The sequence below is a fragment of the Roseateles sp. FW301-B2 genome (assembly GCF_058788955.1).
Window position 1 is genome coordinate 19,810 of the sequence record NZ_JBYTBE010000020.1, and the last position, 15,793, is coordinate 35,602.

Below are 15,793 nucleotides of genomic sequence, written 5' to 3' on the forward strand. Positions count from 1 at the left end.
TACATGACGTAGTAATATCTACTTCATGAAATGGCTGCTACTGATTCTTTCGCTCCCCACCGAGAACGCCACCGCGCGCATGCGCTGCTGGCGCGCGCTCAAGGCCTGCGGCGCGGCGGTGCTGCGCGACGGCGTCTATCTGCTGCCCGAGCAGGGCGAGCACGCGGCCACGCTGGCCGCGATTGCCGAGGATCTGCGCAACAACGCCGGCACCGCGCACCTGCTGCCCACGCAGAGCGAGGAGCCCGAGTTCAAGGCCTTGTTCGACCGCAGCGCCGAGTTCGGCGCACTGTTCGAGCAGATCGCCACATGCCGGGCCGGGCTGAAGCAGGACGACGACGGCAGCGCGCTCGATGTGCTCAAGCAATGCCGCAAGCTGCGCAAGAGCCTGGAGCAGTGGGTGGCCATCGATTTCTTTCCGGGCGAGGCACAGCGGCAGGCCGACGCCGCCCTGCAGGCGCTGGAGCACGACGCCATGCGCGTGCTCTCCCCCGACGAGCCCCACAGCACGCAGCAAGGCATTGCCCTGCTGAACATCGAGGACTATCGCGGCCGCACCTGGGCCACGCGCGCGCGCCCCTGGGTGGATCGCCTTGCCAGTGCCTGGCTGATCCGGCGCTTCATCGACCCCGACGCCCGGTTTCTCTGGCTCAAGGCGCCGGCGGACTGCCCCAGGAAGGCGCTGGGCTTCGACTTCGATGGCGCCACATTCACCCACGTGGGCCCGCGGGTGACCTTCGAGACGCTGCTGGCCAGCTTCGGCCTGGAGACGCCGGCCCTGCTGCGTCTGGGCCTGCTGGTGCACAGCCTGGACGCCGGCGGGGTGCAGCCCCCCGAGGCGGCCGGCGTCGAGCGCGTGCTCGCCGGCATGCGGGAGGCGATCACCGACGACGACCAGCTGCTGCTGGTGGCCGCGGGCGTCTTCGAGGGGCTGCTGACCGCCTTCAAGCAAACAGAGGACAAGACATGAACGCCCTGCCCAAGGACCTCCCCTTCGACCCCAGCCAGTTGCAGGGCCTGTCGGAGCATTTGCTGCGCAGCCATCACCAGAACAACTACGGCGGCGCCGTCAAGCGGCTCAATGCCATCCGCGCCGAGCTGCGGCAGGCGCGGCCCGGTGCCATGGCCGGCTTCCAGCTCAATGGCCTGAAGCGCGAGGAGCTGATCGCCAGCAACTCGATGCTGCTGCACGAGCTCTACTTCGACAGCCTGGGCGCGGCGGGTCAGCCGATGGCGCCCGCGATGGCGCTGGCCCTGGCCGGCAGCTTCGGCAGCGTCGAACGCTGGCGCGAGGAGTTCGTGGCCATGGGCAAGGCGCTGGGCGGCGGCTCGGGCTGGGTGCTGCTGAGCTTTCAGCCGCGCGAGGGCACGCTGGTGAACCAATGGGCGTCCGATCACGGCCATGCGCTGGCCGGCGGCACGCCCGTGCTGGCGCTGGACATGTACGAGCATGCCTACCACCTGGACCACGGCGCGGCGGCGGGCGCCTACGTCGACGCCTTCATGGCGCAGATCGACTGGGGCAAGGTCTACCAGCGTTACCAGCAGGCCGTCCACGCCGGCAGCGCGGCCTGCGCCGCCGACCTGGCAGGGCTGGAGCTGGGCCGGCTCGTCGTCATCGACGTGCGGCGCGACGCCATGTTCGAGCAGGCGCAGACCATGCTGCCCGGCGCGCGCTGGCGCGATCCGGCCAGCGTGGCCGACTGGGCCGACGAGCTGCCGCGCGACGCCGAGGTGCTGGTCTATTGCATCTATGGCCACGAGGTCGGCCGCGCCACCGCGCTGAAGCTGCGCGCGCTGGGCCTCAAGGCCAGCTACCTGCCCGGCGGCATCGACGCCTGGGCCACGGCCGGCAAGCCCCTGCAGGCCAAGGAGCCCGCGGCATGAGCGACGCACAGCCGGGCGGCGCTGCGCCCTCTTCACCGCGCTACACGCTGTGGCAGTTGCTCGCCTACATGCTGGGCCTGGGCAGCTGGGGCTTCGGCGGCCCGGTGGCCCTGGTCGGCTTCATGTACCGCGACCTCGTCGAGCGCCGGCAATGGATAGGCGAGGCCGACTACAAGGAGGGCCTGGCCCTGGCGCAGCTGATGCCGGGGCCCCTGGCGGCGCAGCTGGCCATCTACCTCGGCTATGTGCATTACCGCGTGCTGGGCGCCACGGCGGCCGGGCTGGCCTTTGTGCTGCCCTCCTTCTGCATGGTGCTGGCGCTGGGTGCCGCGTACAGGGCCTTTGGCGGCATCGGCTGGATGCAGGCGGTGTTCTACGGCGTTGGCGCCGCCGTCATCGGCATCATCGCGATGAGCGCCTACAAGCTGACGAGCAGGAACATCGGCAAGGACGGCCTGCTATGGGCGATCTTCCTGCTCAGCGCCGGCGTCACGGTCATCACCAAGTCGGAGCTGGTGTGGCTGTTCCTCGGCGCCGGCGTGCTGGTCTGGCTGCTGCGCGCGCCGCCCCGGTTCACCGGTCGGCTCAACGGCTGGGCGGCCTCGGCCCCGATGGCCGGCGCCGCACTGCTCGCCGGCGCGGACTGGCCCAAGCTGGTCGAGCTCGGCGCCTTCTTCGCCTACGCGGGCAGCTTCGTGTTCGGCAGCGGCCTGGCCATCGTGCCCTTTCTCTACGGCGGCGTGGTGCAGGAACACCATTGGCTGAATGACCGGCAGTTCGTCGATGCGGTGGCCGTTGCCATGATCACGCCCGGCCCTGTCGTTATCACCACCGGTTTCATCGGCTATCTGGTGGCGGGTTTCTGGGGTGCGGTGGTGGCCGCGCTGGCCACCTTCGTGCCCTGCTATCTGTTCACGATCCTGCCGGCGCCGTATTTCAAGAAGCATGGCAAGCGGCCCGGCATCGTCGCCTTCGTCGATGGGGTGACGGCCGCGGCCATCGGCGCCATCGCCGGCGCCGTCATCGTGATCGGCCAGCGCTCGATCACCGATGGGCCGACCGCCGCGCTGGCGATCCTCACCGTCGCCTTGCTCTGGCGCTTCAAGCAGCTGCCCGAGCCGCTGATCGTCTTGGTCGCCGCCGTGGCCGGGCTGCTGCTGTACCCGCTGAGTCATGCCTGAAACCAGGAGTCCGCCATGCCATCCATCGCCTTGCTCTACCCCGGGGACCGCGCCGCACGGGATCGCAGCGCCCCCAAGGAGAGCCGCTTCGCCGCGCTCTTCGAGGCCTTCGCCAAGGCCGGTGTCGCGGCGCAGCCGGCGGTCTACAGCGACGAGTTCGCAGCCGAGGTCGCCGCGCAGCTGCGCGGGGTCGACGGCGTGCTGGTCTGGTGCAATCCGATCGAGTCGGGGCACCGGCGGGAGCGCCTCGACGCCCTGCTGAGGGAGGCCGCCGCGGCCGGCGTCTTCGTCAGCACGCACCCGGACACCATCCTGAAACTGGGCACCAAGGATGTGCTGCTGGACGTGCGCGAGCTGCCCTTCGGCAGCGATGCGGTGCGCGTGGACAGCCTCGCCCAGCTGGCCGCCGAGCTGCCGACGCGCCTGCAGCGCGGCGCGCGCGTGCTGAAGCAGTACCGCGGGCACAGCGGCATGGGCATCTGGCGTGTCGAGCGCGTCGAGCAGCCGGCGGGCTCGTCGCTGCTGCAGGTCAGGCACGCGCTGCGCGGCAGCGAGGAAGAGCAGCTCGACCTCGCCACCCTGCTGCAGCGGCTGGCCGGCTACTTCGAGCCCGAGAACGGCGGCCACATGATCGACCAGGCCTGGCAGCCGCGCCTGGTGGAGGGCATGGTGCGCGCCTACCTGGTCGAAGACCGCGTCGCGGGTTTTGGCCACCAAGCCATCAATGCGCTCTACCCGGGCAAGCCCGGCGAGCCCGCGCCCACGCCCGGCCCGCGCATCTACCACCCGGCCGACCTGCCGCAATTCCAGCCGCTGCGGCACCTGCTGGAGGCCGGATGGGTCGAACAGCTGCGCGCCTGCGTCGGGCTGGCGCGCGAGCAGCTGCCGATGCTGTGGGACTGCGACTTCATGCTTGGCGAGCCCACGGCCGAGCAGCCGGAGCGTTACGTGCTCTGCGAGATCAATGTGAGCAGCGTGTCGCCCTTCCCGCCATCGGCGATTGCACCGCTGGTGGCGGCCGTCAAGGCAAGGCTCGCCAGGGCCCCGCGCTGAGGCTGCCGCGATGCGCACTCACCCGAGCTCACGCCCGCTGGCATGCCTGCTTGCCAGCCTGTCTGGCTGCTTGATGGCCGTCACCCTGGCGGCCAGCGCCGTGGCTGCCCCCACCGGCGCGGACGCGCTCGCGATCCGGTCGCATGTCGAGTTCCTGGCAGACGACCTGCTGGAAGGCCGTGAGGCGGGCACGCGTGGCCACGACATTGCGGCGCGTTATGTGGCGAGCCAGTTTGCCCGCAGCGGGCTGCTGCCGGCTGGCGACGCGGGCGGCTTTCTGCAGCGCCTGCGATTGCGCGCCACGCGGCTGCTGCCGGACGCGGCCGAATTCGAACTGGCCGGGCCGGGCGAGCCGCAGCGCTACAGCTACGGTGCAGACTTTGTGCCGCTCCCCAGCCGTGATGCCGGCAGCACCGACGCCAGCGCCGACATCGTCTATGCCGGGCATGGCATCGTGGCGCCCCATCTGGGCCTGGACGACTATGCCGGGCTGGATGCCAAGGGCAAGTTTGTGCTGGTCCTGGCAGGCAGCCCACGCCTGATGTCGGGCGACCAGGCGGCCCACTTCGCGAGCCCGCGACTGAAGCAGGCGCTCGCCGCCGCACACGGCGCCATCGGTCTCATCACGCTGCAGACCCCGGCCAACGAAGCGCAGTTTGGTTTCGCGCAACTGCTGCGGACGCTGCAGGACTTCCGTTCCTACGCCTGGTTGGACGCCAGCGGCAAGCCGCAGGGCGGCGCCACCGCCGTGCCGCACCTGGCGACGCTGTCTGTCACCGGGGCCGAAAAGCTGCTGAACCGCGCGGGCATGCGGCTGGCGGAGCTGATCGCGCGCGCCGACCAGGGCCTGCCCCCGCCACGTCTGGCGTTTGGCGCCAAGCTCCGCATCGCGCGCAAGAGCCAGCTGCAGGACATGGCCAGCGCCAATGTGCTGGGCCGCATCGAAGGCAGCGACGCGCTGCTCAAGCACGAGCATGTGGTCGTGACGGCGCACCTGGACCATCTGGGCACGGCGCCCGGCGCGACGGGTGACAAGGTTTACAACGGCGCGCTGGACAACGCCACGGGTGTGGCCGTGATCAGCGAGGCCGCCCGCCTGATCGCCGCCCTGCCGGCCCGGCCACGGCGCTCAATCCTGTTTGTCGCGAGCACCGCAGAGGAGGCCGGCCTGCTGGGTTCCGAGTACTTCGTGAACCAGGCGCAGGCGGCAGGGCTGACGCTGGTGGCCAATCTCAATGTCGACATGCCGATACTGACCTATGACTTCCTCGACGTCTGCGCCTTTGGCGCGGAGCACTCGAGCATGGGCGAGTTGCTGCTCAGCGTCGCGCAATCACATGGTGTACCGGTCTCGCTGGACCCCAAACCGGAGCGGCGCCGATTCACGCGCTCGGACCAGTACTCCTTCGTCAAGGCAGGCATCCCGGCCGCCTTCCTCAACACCGGCCTGCACTCGCGCAGCGAACAAGGCGCCGGCCAACGCGCCCGCGACGAGATAGAGTCCAAACACTATCACCGCGTCAGCGACGACAGCACCCTGCCCATCAACTACGACGCAGCTGCCAGATTCGCCGACCTGACCGCGGCCATGCTCGTCGAATTGGCGAACACGCCGACACGTCCGCAATGGAAACCAGGCAACTTCTTCGGCGAGACCTTTGGCCGTGGCGCCAGCCGCGACGATGGCGATGACGAACAGCGCATGCGCATTGGGGCTTGGCCGCCAGCGCCTGCCGTCCGTGGCAAGTAGACACCATTGCCATGTGCATGCCCCTTCGGCCGGGGTCCGTTGACGCCAAATGTCGCGACTGGCCGATTGGTGGGAACGCTAACGCTGTGCGCCGATGCTGTGGAACTGCGACTTCATGTTGGGCGAGCCCACGACCGAATATCCGGAGCGTTATTTCTAGTGGGCGTCCGACGCCGACGTCCATCTGGTGGATCGCGTCATTCGACTGCCGCAGGCTCGTTCTCCGTGTGCCGCTCAGGCTCCGTGGTGCGGAGGATTTCATTCAGTACGGACGTGGCGTAAGTCCCGGCGGGCAAGGAGAACGTGAGCACCAGTTGATCGGCTTGCGGCCATTCCCATGACATGTCCACCGGGCTCGCCACCAGGGCGCGGCGCTCCTGATCCAGGCCGGCGTGTTCCATGCCGTCGCACAGGGTGGCGTGACGTTCAGCCACGCCGTTCTCCAGAGCCTGCGCTTGATCGGTGGTGATCACGCGGCCACGGCCCCAGAGCGGCCCGGTGGGTCGGCCCGCCTCGTCCATCACGTCACCGGGCAGGGTCTTGCCCCAGAGTCCCTGCTGAATGCGCAGCGCCAGCACTTCATTGAAGACGAAGGAGCGCACCGCCGACAGGTAGATGCCCTTCTTCTTCGGGTTGCGCACGCGGATCTCGCGCGCCAGCATGGCGCGGCCCTGCTCGACGTTGCCGCCCTCAAAGCCGAAACGCTGGGCGCCGAAGTAGTTGGGCACACCCTGTGACGAAATAGCCTTCAGATTGGCCTCGATGGCGGCAATGGCATCGGGGCCGCCGCTCAGCTCACGCAGCACGATGCGAAACCGGTTGCCCTGCAGATCACCGGGGCGCAGCTTCTTCACATGGCGGCTCTGGCTCAACACCTTGAATTCCGGATGCTGAAGCAGGGTCAGGTCGGGCGTCTCGCCCTTCGGAAAATAGATGCTGAACCACTGACGGGTGATGGCGTAGCGGTCCTTGAGGCCGGCATAGCCCACGTCCCATTCCTGCACGCCGGCGGCCTCGGCCAGCTGCTGGGCGACGAAGGCGGTGTTGGCGCCGTTCTTTTCGATCTCCAGCCAGATGTGTTCGCCCGCACCGGAGGGCAGCTGCAGCGGCAGTTCGGTCACGCCGAAATCCTCGTTGTGGCCTTTCAGGGTGGCGCTGGCGCCGCTGGCCGGATAAGCGTGGGGCCACTGCGGCAAGGTCGTGTATTGATAAGCGTCGGTCATGAGCGGTCTGAGGGCAGCAGTTGTAGGTCGGGACAGGCTGTCAAACCGACCAGGGGCAGTCCAGACCGTGATTCTCGCCCTGCCCGCATGCCTTGATGAGCGTCAGGCCTGACCGCTTAGGCGATGCCCGCCACGCCATCGAGGTACCGGGAAGGCTGTTGGTCGATGCGTCCCCGAAAGACGTAGGATGACCCCGGGGCGTCCGGTCGCTTCGATGGTACCCGTGCCCAACCTCGGTGGTTCACCGCCTCTGAGCATGCCCTACCTGGCCTACTTGCCAACTGAATGGAGGTCAACATGGTACGTGTCGACATTCGCACTTCATTCTCACTGCTTTGTTTGCTGCTTTTCCAAGCGGGTGCGGCCGTTGCGCAGGCTGATAGCGGTGCTACATCCAATGAGGCGCTTGCGACAATTTCCGGTTTTGCGCGAGAGTTTTGCCTCTCCGCCGATTCGACCTCCCGCAGCACCTCTGTGGAGCTCTCTGGTGATGCGAAGGTCAAGCTCAACGCCGTAATCAGCAAGATAGTGGGCCTCGAAATCGGCGGCGGCGGCAAGTACATCGACACAAATACAGAAGGTGTCCTGCAAAAGGACCTTGCCGCCGCGTATCAGGACACGAACCGTTGTCGAATGGCGGTTTTGGAACTGCTAGGGAATCGCCTGCTACCGGCGCAAGCCCCAAGTGCGTCCGCAGCCAGGATGGCTGGCCGATGGCGCGACGGCACGGACGATAAGGTCTTCATAAATGTCGTCGTTCGCGGCCGAGATTTTCATTCAATCGAGTACAACCGATTTGGTCAGCCGACCGGCTCCATTGATGCCGTTGTCGCGGAGGGCAATGTCGAAGGCATGTATTTCATAGAGCCGACGCAGCCAGGGAACAAGACCTTCGTTGTCGCAGAGCGAACCATGGTAGGGACTGTGACGATGCGACTGTCGCAAGATGAACAGCGGCTCGTCGGCACGTTCGTGACTAAGAAGGCCAACATGGCGGTTCCGTTCGAATGGGTTCGACCGTGAAACCCATATCAGGGCACGGCACAGAGGAGAGGCTCCGCCCTCCTACAGTGAGGCGAAGCACCATGGGTCCCACGATCGTGCGGACCGGCCTCAGGAGCCAGTCACCCAACTGACTGGGCCGAGGGTCGGCTCCTGGCCGACCCCGTGCCCTCGACACTGGCAGTCCAGTCGCGCCCCTCAGCAGCAGCGCCCTCCCGCCGCGCAACACCCCGACTCCGTGGCGCCTGCGCCCTGCCCCAGCAGCGTCGACGCCGCGATGATGCCTGCCTTGACGATGAGCGCTTCGGGAATGGCCTCGAAGCTGACGCCATCGACCTCCATGGTGCGGCAGGGCAGGTCGCCGCAGACCTCGCAGCAGGGGCTGCTGCCGGCGCGGGCACCCAGCCATTCCTCCATGGGCTTGCCGCCGATCCAGATCCGGTTCGACTCGGCCGGATGGGCGCGGAACGCCGCCTCGTCCAGGGTCTGGGTTTCAAGCGCCGGCGCGATCCCCAGCGGGCCGAGTGCGGCCTGCAGCTTGGTCATCGCCGCGGCCAGGTTCTGCTGCGTGGATCCGCAGCGCGGGCAGGTTTCGCCCTCGGTGACGAGGCGCTTCCATACGATGGGCAATGGCTGCATCTGAGACTCCCGCTGCGTGCGATCGACCCCCAGCATAAGCGCAAGGCCCCGCCGCTAGGGTAGCCCATGGCGCTGGCGCGCCGCCAGGCATTTGGCATCGCCGGCCACCACCTCGCGGCAGGGCGAGGGGCGCTGCGCGTAGACGCTGCAGGCCACCGCGCCGCCGATCTCGCCTTGCAGGGCGGCACAGCGCGGCGCCTTGCTGTGGGTGCCCGCCATGCAGCTGTAGAGCGGGCTCACGCGCTCGGTGAGCGCATCCGGCAGGTCCGACGCCTCGGCCCAGTAGAACGAGACACGGAAGCTGGCGCAGCAGGCGCCGCAACTCATGCAGGGATTGACGGCAGCGGCAAGGGGGCGGCAAGCGTTCGCATCAGCCATGAGCAAGCGTTGGCCGCGCCCTTGACGCCGGCCTCATCAGGCGTCCACACACCTGGCGGGCAGATTCTAGAAAAATCGACAGGCGGGCCGTGCTGCCGACGAGCGTCGCGGCGCATCGTCAGTTTGACGGGGATCAAGGTTTGCCTTGCCCTCGAGTCGCAAGATGGACTTGCACGCCCCACCGGGGCCGGGCAGCGCGAGCCCATCATGACCACGATGCTGAGACGAACCACCAGGCAAGGCCTAGCCACAGCCATGCTGTTCGTCTGGATGTTTGCGCTGGTCAGCGGCATGGCCAATGCTTGCGCCCTCGGCAAGGGGAGTCCCCTCGAGAGCAGCCCGATCACGGCGACCTATCGCCACAACGACGCGGCCGGCGTGCATGAGCATGATGACCACGGCGCGGCGGGTTCCACCGCCCCGCGCTCAAGCGATCACGAGGATGCCTGCCAGCGCTTCTGCGACGACGAATGGTCGACGCTGAATCCACTCTCCAAGGACCTGGGCAGCCCGGCCAGCATGCTCCCGCTGCTGTTCGAGTCGACCACCTTGGTCTGGACGTCGGAACAGGTCCTGGCGCCGGCGGCCCCTGCCCGTGCGATGCCGGTGCGTGAGATGGGGCCGCCTATCCCGATCCGCTTCCTGAGACTGACGATTTAGCAACCATCCACCGGGCACGCCGGGCCGCGCCCGGAGCTGCCGGTATCGCACGCCCGTGCAGGCGCGTGCTGGATGGCGAAACAGCGCGCGTGCATTCGACCTGGAATTTGCAGGTTCTTTCCTTCTCTTCGCCGCAGCCCATCGGAGCGCACCATGAACAAGCTCGTCGTCACTGCTTCCGCGCTGCTCATCGCAGCCGGCATCGCCACCGCCCAGTCCAAGGATGAAGAAGATCACCAGGCCCATCACCCGGACGGCGCGGCCTCGGCCGCCATCGTCAAGGCACCCGTCAAGGCACCCCTGAATGCACCCGTCAAGGCCGGCGCAGTCGCGGCCAGCATGAAGGCCATGAAGGACATGCACCAGAAGATGATGGCCGCGAAGACGCCCGAGGAGCGTCAGGCTCTGATGGCCGAGCACATGAAGGCCATGCAGGCCGGCATGGGCACGATGAAGCAGATGTCCGAACAGCCCGCGGGCGGCGCTGGCGGCATGAAGGGCATGCCGGCCGACCCCAAGGCCCGCATGCAGGCGCTGGAGCAGCGCATGGACATGATGCAGACGATGATGGAAATGATGCTGGATCGGATGCCGGCCGCGCCTGCCCAGGGCGGCAAGTGAGCCGCTCAGCTGCATCGGGAGATCATCATGGATCATCGCGACCCGCAACACCCGCCCTTCTGGCGCTCGCGTTTCGGCATCGGCTGGATCGTCATGGCAGCCGTGGCAGGCTGGTTCCTCTGGGAGGAGCACCGCGCCCATCTGCTGGGCTTCCTGCCCTACGCGTTCCTGCTGGCCTGCCCGCTGATGCATGTGTTCATGCATCGTAGGCACCATCATGGCGGCGGCCACCCGTCCCATCGGGACGAGCACGGCGAAGGAGATCGGCCATGACACACGACGCCCCGGCCTATGGTCTCTGGTCCCTGGTGATCCTGAACTCGGCCGTGTTCCTGATGTTCGCGTTCAGCTTCTTCAAGCCGCAGACGGCGCGGGACTGGCGCAGCTTCGGAGCCTTTGCCGCCTTCATCGTGGCCCTGTTCGTCGAGATGTACGGCTTCCCGCTGACCATCTATCTGCTGTCCGGCTGGTTGCAGACGCGCTATCCCGGGCTCGACCCGCTGACTCACAATGCCGGCCACTTGTGGTCGACGCTGCTGGGCGAGCAGGGCGACCCGCATTTCGGTGCCCTGCGCATCGCCAGCTACATCCTGCTGGGCGGTGGCTTCTGGCTGCTGTCGAGCGCCTGGCATGTGCTGTACCACGCGCAACGCCGCCGCGGCCTGGCCACCGTCGGGCCCTATGCGCGCATCCGCCATCCGCAGTACGTCGCCTTCGTGCTGATCCTGCTGGGCTTCCTCGTGCAGTGGCCGACGCTGCTGACCCTGCTGATGTTCCCCGTCCTGCTGCTGATGTATGGCCGTCTCGCCGTCAACGAGGAGCGCGAGATGGCCCGTCAGTTCGGTGCCGAGTACCGGCATTACGCCGAGCGCACGCCGCGCTTCCTGCCGCGCCGGTCGGCGAACGCCGACCGTCCCAATCGGGAGGCCAGATGATGGACACGCCGACGCTCTACACCTGCCCGATGCATCCGGAGATCCGCCAGGATCGGCCGGGCAACTGCCCCAAATGCGGCATGACGCTGGAACCGCTGCTGCCCGAGCTGGAGGCGGACGAGAACCCCGAGTTGCGAGACTTCCAGCGGCGCTTCTGGTGGACCTTGCCGCTCACCGTGCTCGTGACCGTGCTGGCCATGGCCGGCCACCGGCTGCAATGGTTCGAGATGGGCACGCAGAGCTGGATCGAACTGGCCCTGACCCTGCCCGTGGTGCTGTGGGCCGGCCTGCCGTTCTTCCAGCGCGGCGCGCAGTCGGTGCTGCACCGCAGCCCGAATATGTGGACGCTGATCGGCCTGGGCACCGGCGCGGCCTTCGTCTACAGCGTCGTCGCCACGGTGGCGCCGCAGGCCTTCCCGGCCTCGTTCCGCGCCATGGGCCGCGTGGCCGTCTATTTCGAGGCCGCGGCCGTCATCATCTCGCTGACCCTGCTCGGCCAGATGCTGGAGCTGAAGGCACGCTCGCAGACCTCGGCGGCGATCAAGTCGCTGCTGGGCCTGGCGCCCAAGACGGCGCGACGCATCGACGCGCAGGGCCAGGAAAGCGATGTGCCGCTGGCTCATGTGCATGTGGGCGACCTGCTGCGCGTGCGCCCCGGCGAGAAGGTGCCGGTGGACGGCGTCGTCGTCGAGGGCCGCAGCGCGGTCGACGAGGCGATGCTGACCGGCGAGCCGGTGCCGGTTGTCAAGAGCCCCGGCGACAAGCTGATCGGCGCGACGCTGAATACCAATGGTGCGCTGGTGGTGCGCTCCGAGCGCGTCGGCTCGGCCACCATGCTGGCGCAGATCGTCCAGATGGTCGCGCAGGCCCAGCGCTCCCGCGCGCCGATGCAGCGCATGGCCGATCGGGTGGCGGGCTACTTCGTCGTCGCCGTCGTCGCCATTGCCGTGCTGACGCTGCTCGCCTGGGGCTTTTTCGGCCCCTCGCCGAGCTGGGTCTACGGCCTGGTGAATGCGGTGGCCGTGCTCATCATTGCCTGCCCCTGCGCGCTGGGCCTGGCGACGCCGATGTCCATCATGGTGGCCACCGGCCGCGGGGCGACCAGCGGCGTGCTGTTCCGCGATGCGGCCGCGATCGAAAACCTGCGCAAGGTGGATGCGCTGATCGTCGACAAGACCGGCACCCTGACCGAAGGGCGGCCCGTGTTCGAGCGCGTGGTTCCGGCCCCCGGCGTCGAGCCGGATGAGCTGCTGCGCCTGGCCGCCAGCCTGGACCAGGGCAGCGAGCACCCCTTGGCCGAGGCCATCGTCAAGGCAGCACGCGAGCGCGGCCTGCAGCTCGCCAAGCCCGAAGGCTTCGAGTCCAGCACCGGTATCGGCGTGCGCGGCGTGGTGGCCGGGCGCAGTCTCGCACTGGGCAACACGGCGCTGATGCGGCAGCTGGATGTGGCGGCGGACGCGCTGCTGCCCCAGGCCGAAACCCTGCGCACCGAGGGCGCCAGCGTGATGTACCTGGCCGCCGATGGCCAGCTGCTCGGGCTGCTGGCCGTGTCCGATCCGGTCAAGGCCAGCACGCCCGAGGCCCTGGCCTCGCTGCGCGCCGCCGGCATCCGCATCATCATGGCCACCGGCGACGGCCTCACCACGGCCAAGGCCGTCGGCGCCCGGCTGGGCATTGACGAGGTGCATGGCGAGGTCAAGCCGGCGGACAAGCTGGACCTGGTGTCGCGGCTGCAGGCCGAAGGGCGCATCGTCGCCATGGCCGGGGACGGCATCAACGACGCACCGGCGCTGGCCAAGGCCGATGTCGGCATCGCCATGGGCACGGGCACCGATGTGGCGATGAACAGCGCCCAGCTCACGCTGGTCAAGGGCGACCTGCGGGGCATCTCGACAGCGCGCGCGCTGTCAGAGGCGACGGTCGGCAATATGAAGCAGAACCTGATGTTCGCCTTCCTCTACAACGCGCTGGGCATCCCGGTGGCGGCCGGCCTGCTGTATCCCTTCACCGGTTGGCTGCTCTCGCCGATGATCGCGGCGCTGGCCATGAGCCTGAGTTCCGCTTCCGTCATCAGCAACGCGCTGCGGCTGCGGCGCGGCTGACGCGATGAGCTACAGCGATCAATACCGCGCCGAGGCGCGGCGGCAGGGTCATGCGCGCACGGCACGGACCGGCTGGGCGCTTGCCCGCGCTGCGGCGCGGGCGTAACCTGCGCGGGCCTGGCAGGGCCTCATTTGTCACCATCACCACCATGCCCGCCGGCAAAGCGAGGTCGAGATGCGCGCGAGTTGGTATTCGAAGAATGGCGCCGCCCGTGATGTCCTGGTCATCGGCGAACTGCCCACGCCGACGCCCGGCGAGGGTGAGGTTCGCGTCCGGCTCGCGGTCTCGGGCGTCAACCCCTCCGATGTCAAGTCGCGCAGCGCGCGCCCGCTCGGCGAGGGCGTCGAACGCATCGTCCCGCACAGCGACGGGGCCGGGGTGATCGATGCGGTGGGCGATGGCGTGTCGCCCGGGCGCATCGGCGAACGGGTCTGGATCTGGAATGGCCAATGGCAGCGCACCATGGGCACCGCGGCGCAGTTCATCGCCCTGCCCCAGGCGCAAGCGGTGAGGCTGCCCGCATCGACCGATTTCGACGCGGCCGCCTGTCTCGGCATTCCGGCGATGACGGCGTTTCACGCCATTCGCCTGCTGGGCGATATCGGCGGCAGGACGGTGCTGGTGATCGGCGCCTCGTCCGCCGTCGGCCACTATGCGGCGCAGCTCGCCGCCCTCCGGGGCGCGCAGGTGATCGGCACGGTGGGCTCCGAGGCCAAGGCCCGCCATGCGCTCGCTGCGGGCGTGGCGACGACGATCAACTACAAGACGGAATCGGTGGCGGAGCGCGTGCGGCAGCTGACGGCCGGCCGCGGCGTGGACGCGATCGTTGACATGGATTTCTCGACCACGGTTCAACTGCTTGCTGCCAACGGGCTGGCGCCGCACGGAACGCTGGTCTGCTATGGCTCGAACGCCTATGGCGACATTGCGGTGCCATTTCGCCCGCTGTTGTGGAACTCGCTGAGCCTGCGCTTCTTTCTGGTCTACGAGCTGACGCCGCCGGACCGGCGCGCGGCGCTCGATGGCTTGAGCGACTTGCTGGCGGCCGGACGGCTGTCGCACACGATCGGCGCGCGCTTCGCGCTCGACGAGATGGCGGCCGCGCATGAGGCCGTCGAGGCCGGGCGCCTGATCGGCAACGTCGTGGTGACGCTGGACTGATCTCTCAGAGCGCGGTTACGGCCGCGCTGGCGCCATCAACGTCAGCAGCTGCGCCGCCACCGCCACCGCAATCACCTCGGGCTGCTTGCCCGCGATGCCCGGCACGCCGATCGGCGAGGTGATGTGCGCCAGCTCGGCCGCGCTGAAGCCGCGCGCCTGCAGGCGCTGGCGGAAGCTGGCCCACTTGCTCTGGCTGCCGATCAGGCCCACATAGGGCAGATCGCCGCGCTCGCGCTGGCGCGCGAGGCAGGCCGCCACCACGTCCAGGTCTTCGGCATGGCTGAAGCTCATGATCAGCACATGCGAGCCGGGGGTCAGGTCTTGCACGGCGGCCTGCACCGGGTCGGAGTATTCGGCGCGGCAGTTCTCGGGCAGCTCGGCCGGAAAGACCTCATCACCTCGGCTGTCTACCCAATGAACCCGCATCGGCAGGCGCGCCAGTACCTCGACGATCGCTCGCCCGACATGGCCGCCGCCAAACAGCGCCACCGGCATCCAATGCTGCTCGCCGCCCAGGCGCTCGCGCAGGCTTGAAATGTCGGCCGGGCCCAGCCACTCGTAGCGCAGCCGCACCACGCCGCCGCAGCATTGGCCCAGGCTGGGGCCCAGGGCATAGCGCTGTTCCTCCGCCGGCCCGACGGCGCCGCGCACCAGCAGGGCGCGCGCCTGCGCCAGGCCCTCGTACTCCAGATGCCCGCCACCGATGGTGCCGATGAAGCCCGCCGCGGTGACGGCCATCCAGGCCCCCACCTCGCGCGGGCCACTGCCCTGCACCTGGGCGACCGTCACCAGCACGGCGGGTTCGCGCGCCAGCGTGGCGGCCAGGCGCTGCCAATCGCGCATCAGCTGCCTCGGTAGGTCGAGTAGGACCAGGGGCTCGCCAGCAGCGGCACGTGGTAATGCGAGGCCGCGTCGGCAATGCCGAAGTCCAGCGGCACCTCGCCCAGAAAGGCCGGCTCCGGCAGGGCCACGCCGCGCCCGCGGAAATAGGCCTCCACGCCGAACACCAGGCGGTAGCGGCCGGGCTGCAGGGCCTCGCCCTCCAGCAGCGGCGCATCGGCGCGGCCGTCGTGGTTGAGCGTGAGCTGCTTGATGAGCCGGCCGGCCTGGCCGGCTTCCAGCCGGTAGAGCATGACCGACATGCCCGCGGCCGGGCTGCCATGCATGGTGTCGAGCACGTGGGTGGTGAGTTTTCCCATG

The 15,793-nt window shown here is 68.5% G+C and carries 17 protein-coding genes; 12 read left to right on the top strand and 5 right to left on the bottom strand.

Going from position 1 to position 15,793, the window contains the following annotated elements; all coding sequences use genetic code 11:
- Window positions 1-25 precede the first annotated feature (25 nt).
- The 5 genes from AC3WQY_RS14640 to AC3WQY_RS14660 all read left to right on the top strand — a co-directional run bounded on the left by AC3WQY_RS14640 (window position 26) and on the right by AC3WQY_RS14660 (window position 5,871).
- On the top strand, window positions 26-970 hold the full coding sequence (locus AC3WQY_RS14640; RefSeq protein WP_285233299.1) for a chromate resistance protein ChrB domain-containing protein: 945 nt from the start codon (window positions 26-28) through the stop codon (window positions 968-970).
- Window positions 967-1,887 carry a Fe-Mn family superoxide dismutase gene (locus tag AC3WQY_RS14645; protein WP_285233300.1) on the top strand — a complete coding sequence of 307 codons (921 nt, stop codon included), beginning with the start codon at window positions 967-969 and terminating at the stop codon, window positions 1,885-1,887. The genes AC3WQY_RS14640 and AC3WQY_RS14645 overlap by 4 nt, the downstream gene beginning before the upstream one ends.
- Window positions 1,884-3,068: a chromate transporter gene (locus AC3WQY_RS14650; RefSeq protein ID WP_492709371.1), complete on the top strand. Its 1,185-nt coding sequence runs from the start codon at window positions 1,884-1,886 to the stop codon at window positions 3,066-3,068. The genes AC3WQY_RS14645 and AC3WQY_RS14650 overlap by 4 nt, the downstream gene beginning before the upstream one ends.
- Before the next feature lie 15 nt (window positions 3,069-3,083).
- A complete protein-coding gene (locus AC3WQY_RS14655) occupies window positions 3,084-4,121 on the top strand; it encodes a Cj0069 family protein (RefSeq protein ID WP_492709373.1) in 1,038 nt (345 codons plus the stop codon).
- A 73-nt stretch (window positions 4,122-4,194) separates the two neighbouring features.
- Window positions 4,195-5,871 carry a M28 family peptidase gene (locus AC3WQY_RS14660; RefSeq protein WP_492709375.1) on the top strand — a complete coding sequence of 559 codons (1,677 nt, stop codon included), beginning with the start codon at window positions 4,195-4,197 and terminating at the stop codon, window positions 5,869-5,871.
- A 197-nt stretch (window positions 5,872-6,068) separates the two neighbouring features.
- Here the strand turns inward: AC3WQY_RS14660 and truD are convergent, their stop codons facing one another.
- A complete protein-coding gene (gene truD, locus AC3WQY_RS14665) occupies window positions 6,069-7,094 on the bottom strand; it encodes a tRNA pseudouridine(13) synthase TruD (protein ID WP_285233302.1) in 1,026 nt (341 codons plus the stop codon).
- Window positions 7,095-7,379: 285 nt separating this feature from the next.
- On the opposite strand from truD, the gene AC3WQY_RS14670 reads away from it, so the two are divergent.
- Entirely contained in the window at window positions 7,380-8,117 is a 738-nt protein-coding gene (locus AC3WQY_RS14670; RefSeq protein WP_492709377.1) for a hypothetical protein, read from the top strand.
- A 177-nt stretch (window positions 8,118-8,294) separates the two neighbouring features.
- Here the strand turns inward: AC3WQY_RS14670 and AC3WQY_RS14675 are convergent, their stop codons facing one another.
- Together AC3WQY_RS14675 and AC3WQY_RS14680 are read right to left on the bottom strand one after the other, a co-directional pair.
- On the bottom strand, window positions 8,295-8,735 hold the full coding sequence (locus AC3WQY_RS14675) for a DUF2703 domain-containing protein (RefSeq protein WP_285233304.1): 441 nt from the start codon (window positions 8,733-8,735) through the stop codon (window positions 8,295-8,297).
- Between the two features lie 54 nt (window positions 8,736-8,789).
- A complete protein-coding gene (locus AC3WQY_RS14680; RefSeq protein WP_285233305.1) occupies window positions 8,790-9,062 on the bottom strand; it encodes a YkgJ family cysteine cluster protein in 273 nt (90 codons plus the stop codon).
- Between the two features lie 306 nt (window positions 9,063-9,368).
- Between AC3WQY_RS14680 and AC3WQY_RS14685 the strand changes: the two genes are divergently transcribed.
- The 6 genes from AC3WQY_RS14685 (at window position 9,369) to AC3WQY_RS14710 (ending at window position 14,593) form a co-directional block, all read left to right on the top strand.
- On the top strand, window positions 9,369-9,773 hold the full coding sequence (locus tag AC3WQY_RS14685) for a hypothetical protein (RefSeq protein WP_492709380.1): 405 nt from the start codon (window positions 9,369-9,371) through the stop codon (window positions 9,771-9,773).
- A 72-nt stretch (window positions 9,774-9,845) separates the two neighbouring features.
- Window positions 9,846-10,394, top strand: coding sequence for a hypothetical protein (locus AC3WQY_RS14690; RefSeq protein WP_492709382.1), 549 nt, complete (start codon window positions 9,846-9,848; stop codon window positions 10,392-10,394).
- A 27-nt stretch (window positions 10,395-10,421) separates the two neighbouring features.
- A complete protein-coding gene (locus AC3WQY_RS14695) occupies window positions 10,422-10,667 on the top strand; it encodes a DUF2933 domain-containing protein (protein ID WP_492709384.1) in 246 nt (81 codons plus the stop codon).
- Complete coding sequence (locus tag AC3WQY_RS14700) at window positions 10,664-11,329, top strand: methyltransferase family protein (protein ID WP_492709386.1); 666 nt, start codon at window positions 10,664-10,666, stop codon at window positions 11,327-11,329. Before AC3WQY_RS14695 ends, AC3WQY_RS14700 begins: the two co-directional genes overlap by 4 nt.
- Window positions 11,326-13,431 carry a copper-transporting P-type ATPase gene (locus AC3WQY_RS14705; RefSeq protein WP_492709388.1) on the top strand — a complete coding sequence of 702 codons (2,106 nt, stop codon included), beginning with the start codon at window positions 11,326-11,328 and terminating at the stop codon, window positions 13,429-13,431. The genes AC3WQY_RS14700 and AC3WQY_RS14705 overlap by 4 nt, the downstream gene beginning before the upstream one ends.
- Before the next feature lie 175 nt (window positions 13,432-13,606).
- Window positions 13,607-14,593, top strand: coding sequence for an NADPH:quinone reductase (locus AC3WQY_RS14710; protein ID WP_492709390.1), 987 nt, complete (start codon window positions 13,607-13,609; stop codon window positions 14,591-14,593).
- Window positions 14,594-14,608: 15 nt separating this feature from the next.
- Here AC3WQY_RS14710 and xdhC read toward each other — a convergent pair whose 3' ends face one another.
- Complete coding sequence (gene xdhC / locus AC3WQY_RS14715) at window positions 14,609-15,436, bottom strand: xanthine dehydrogenase accessory protein XdhC (RefSeq protein ID WP_492709392.1); 828 nt, start codon at window positions 15,434-15,436, stop codon at window positions 14,609-14,611.
- Window positions 15,436-15,792 (bottom strand): hydroxyisourate hydrolase, encoded by a 357-nt coding sequence (uraH, locus tag AC3WQY_RS14720; protein WP_492709394.1) that lies wholly within the window; start codon window positions 15,790-15,792, stop codon window positions 15,436-15,438. The genes xdhC and uraH overlap by 1 nt, the downstream gene beginning before the upstream one ends.
- Window position 15,793: the final 1 nt, after the last annotated feature.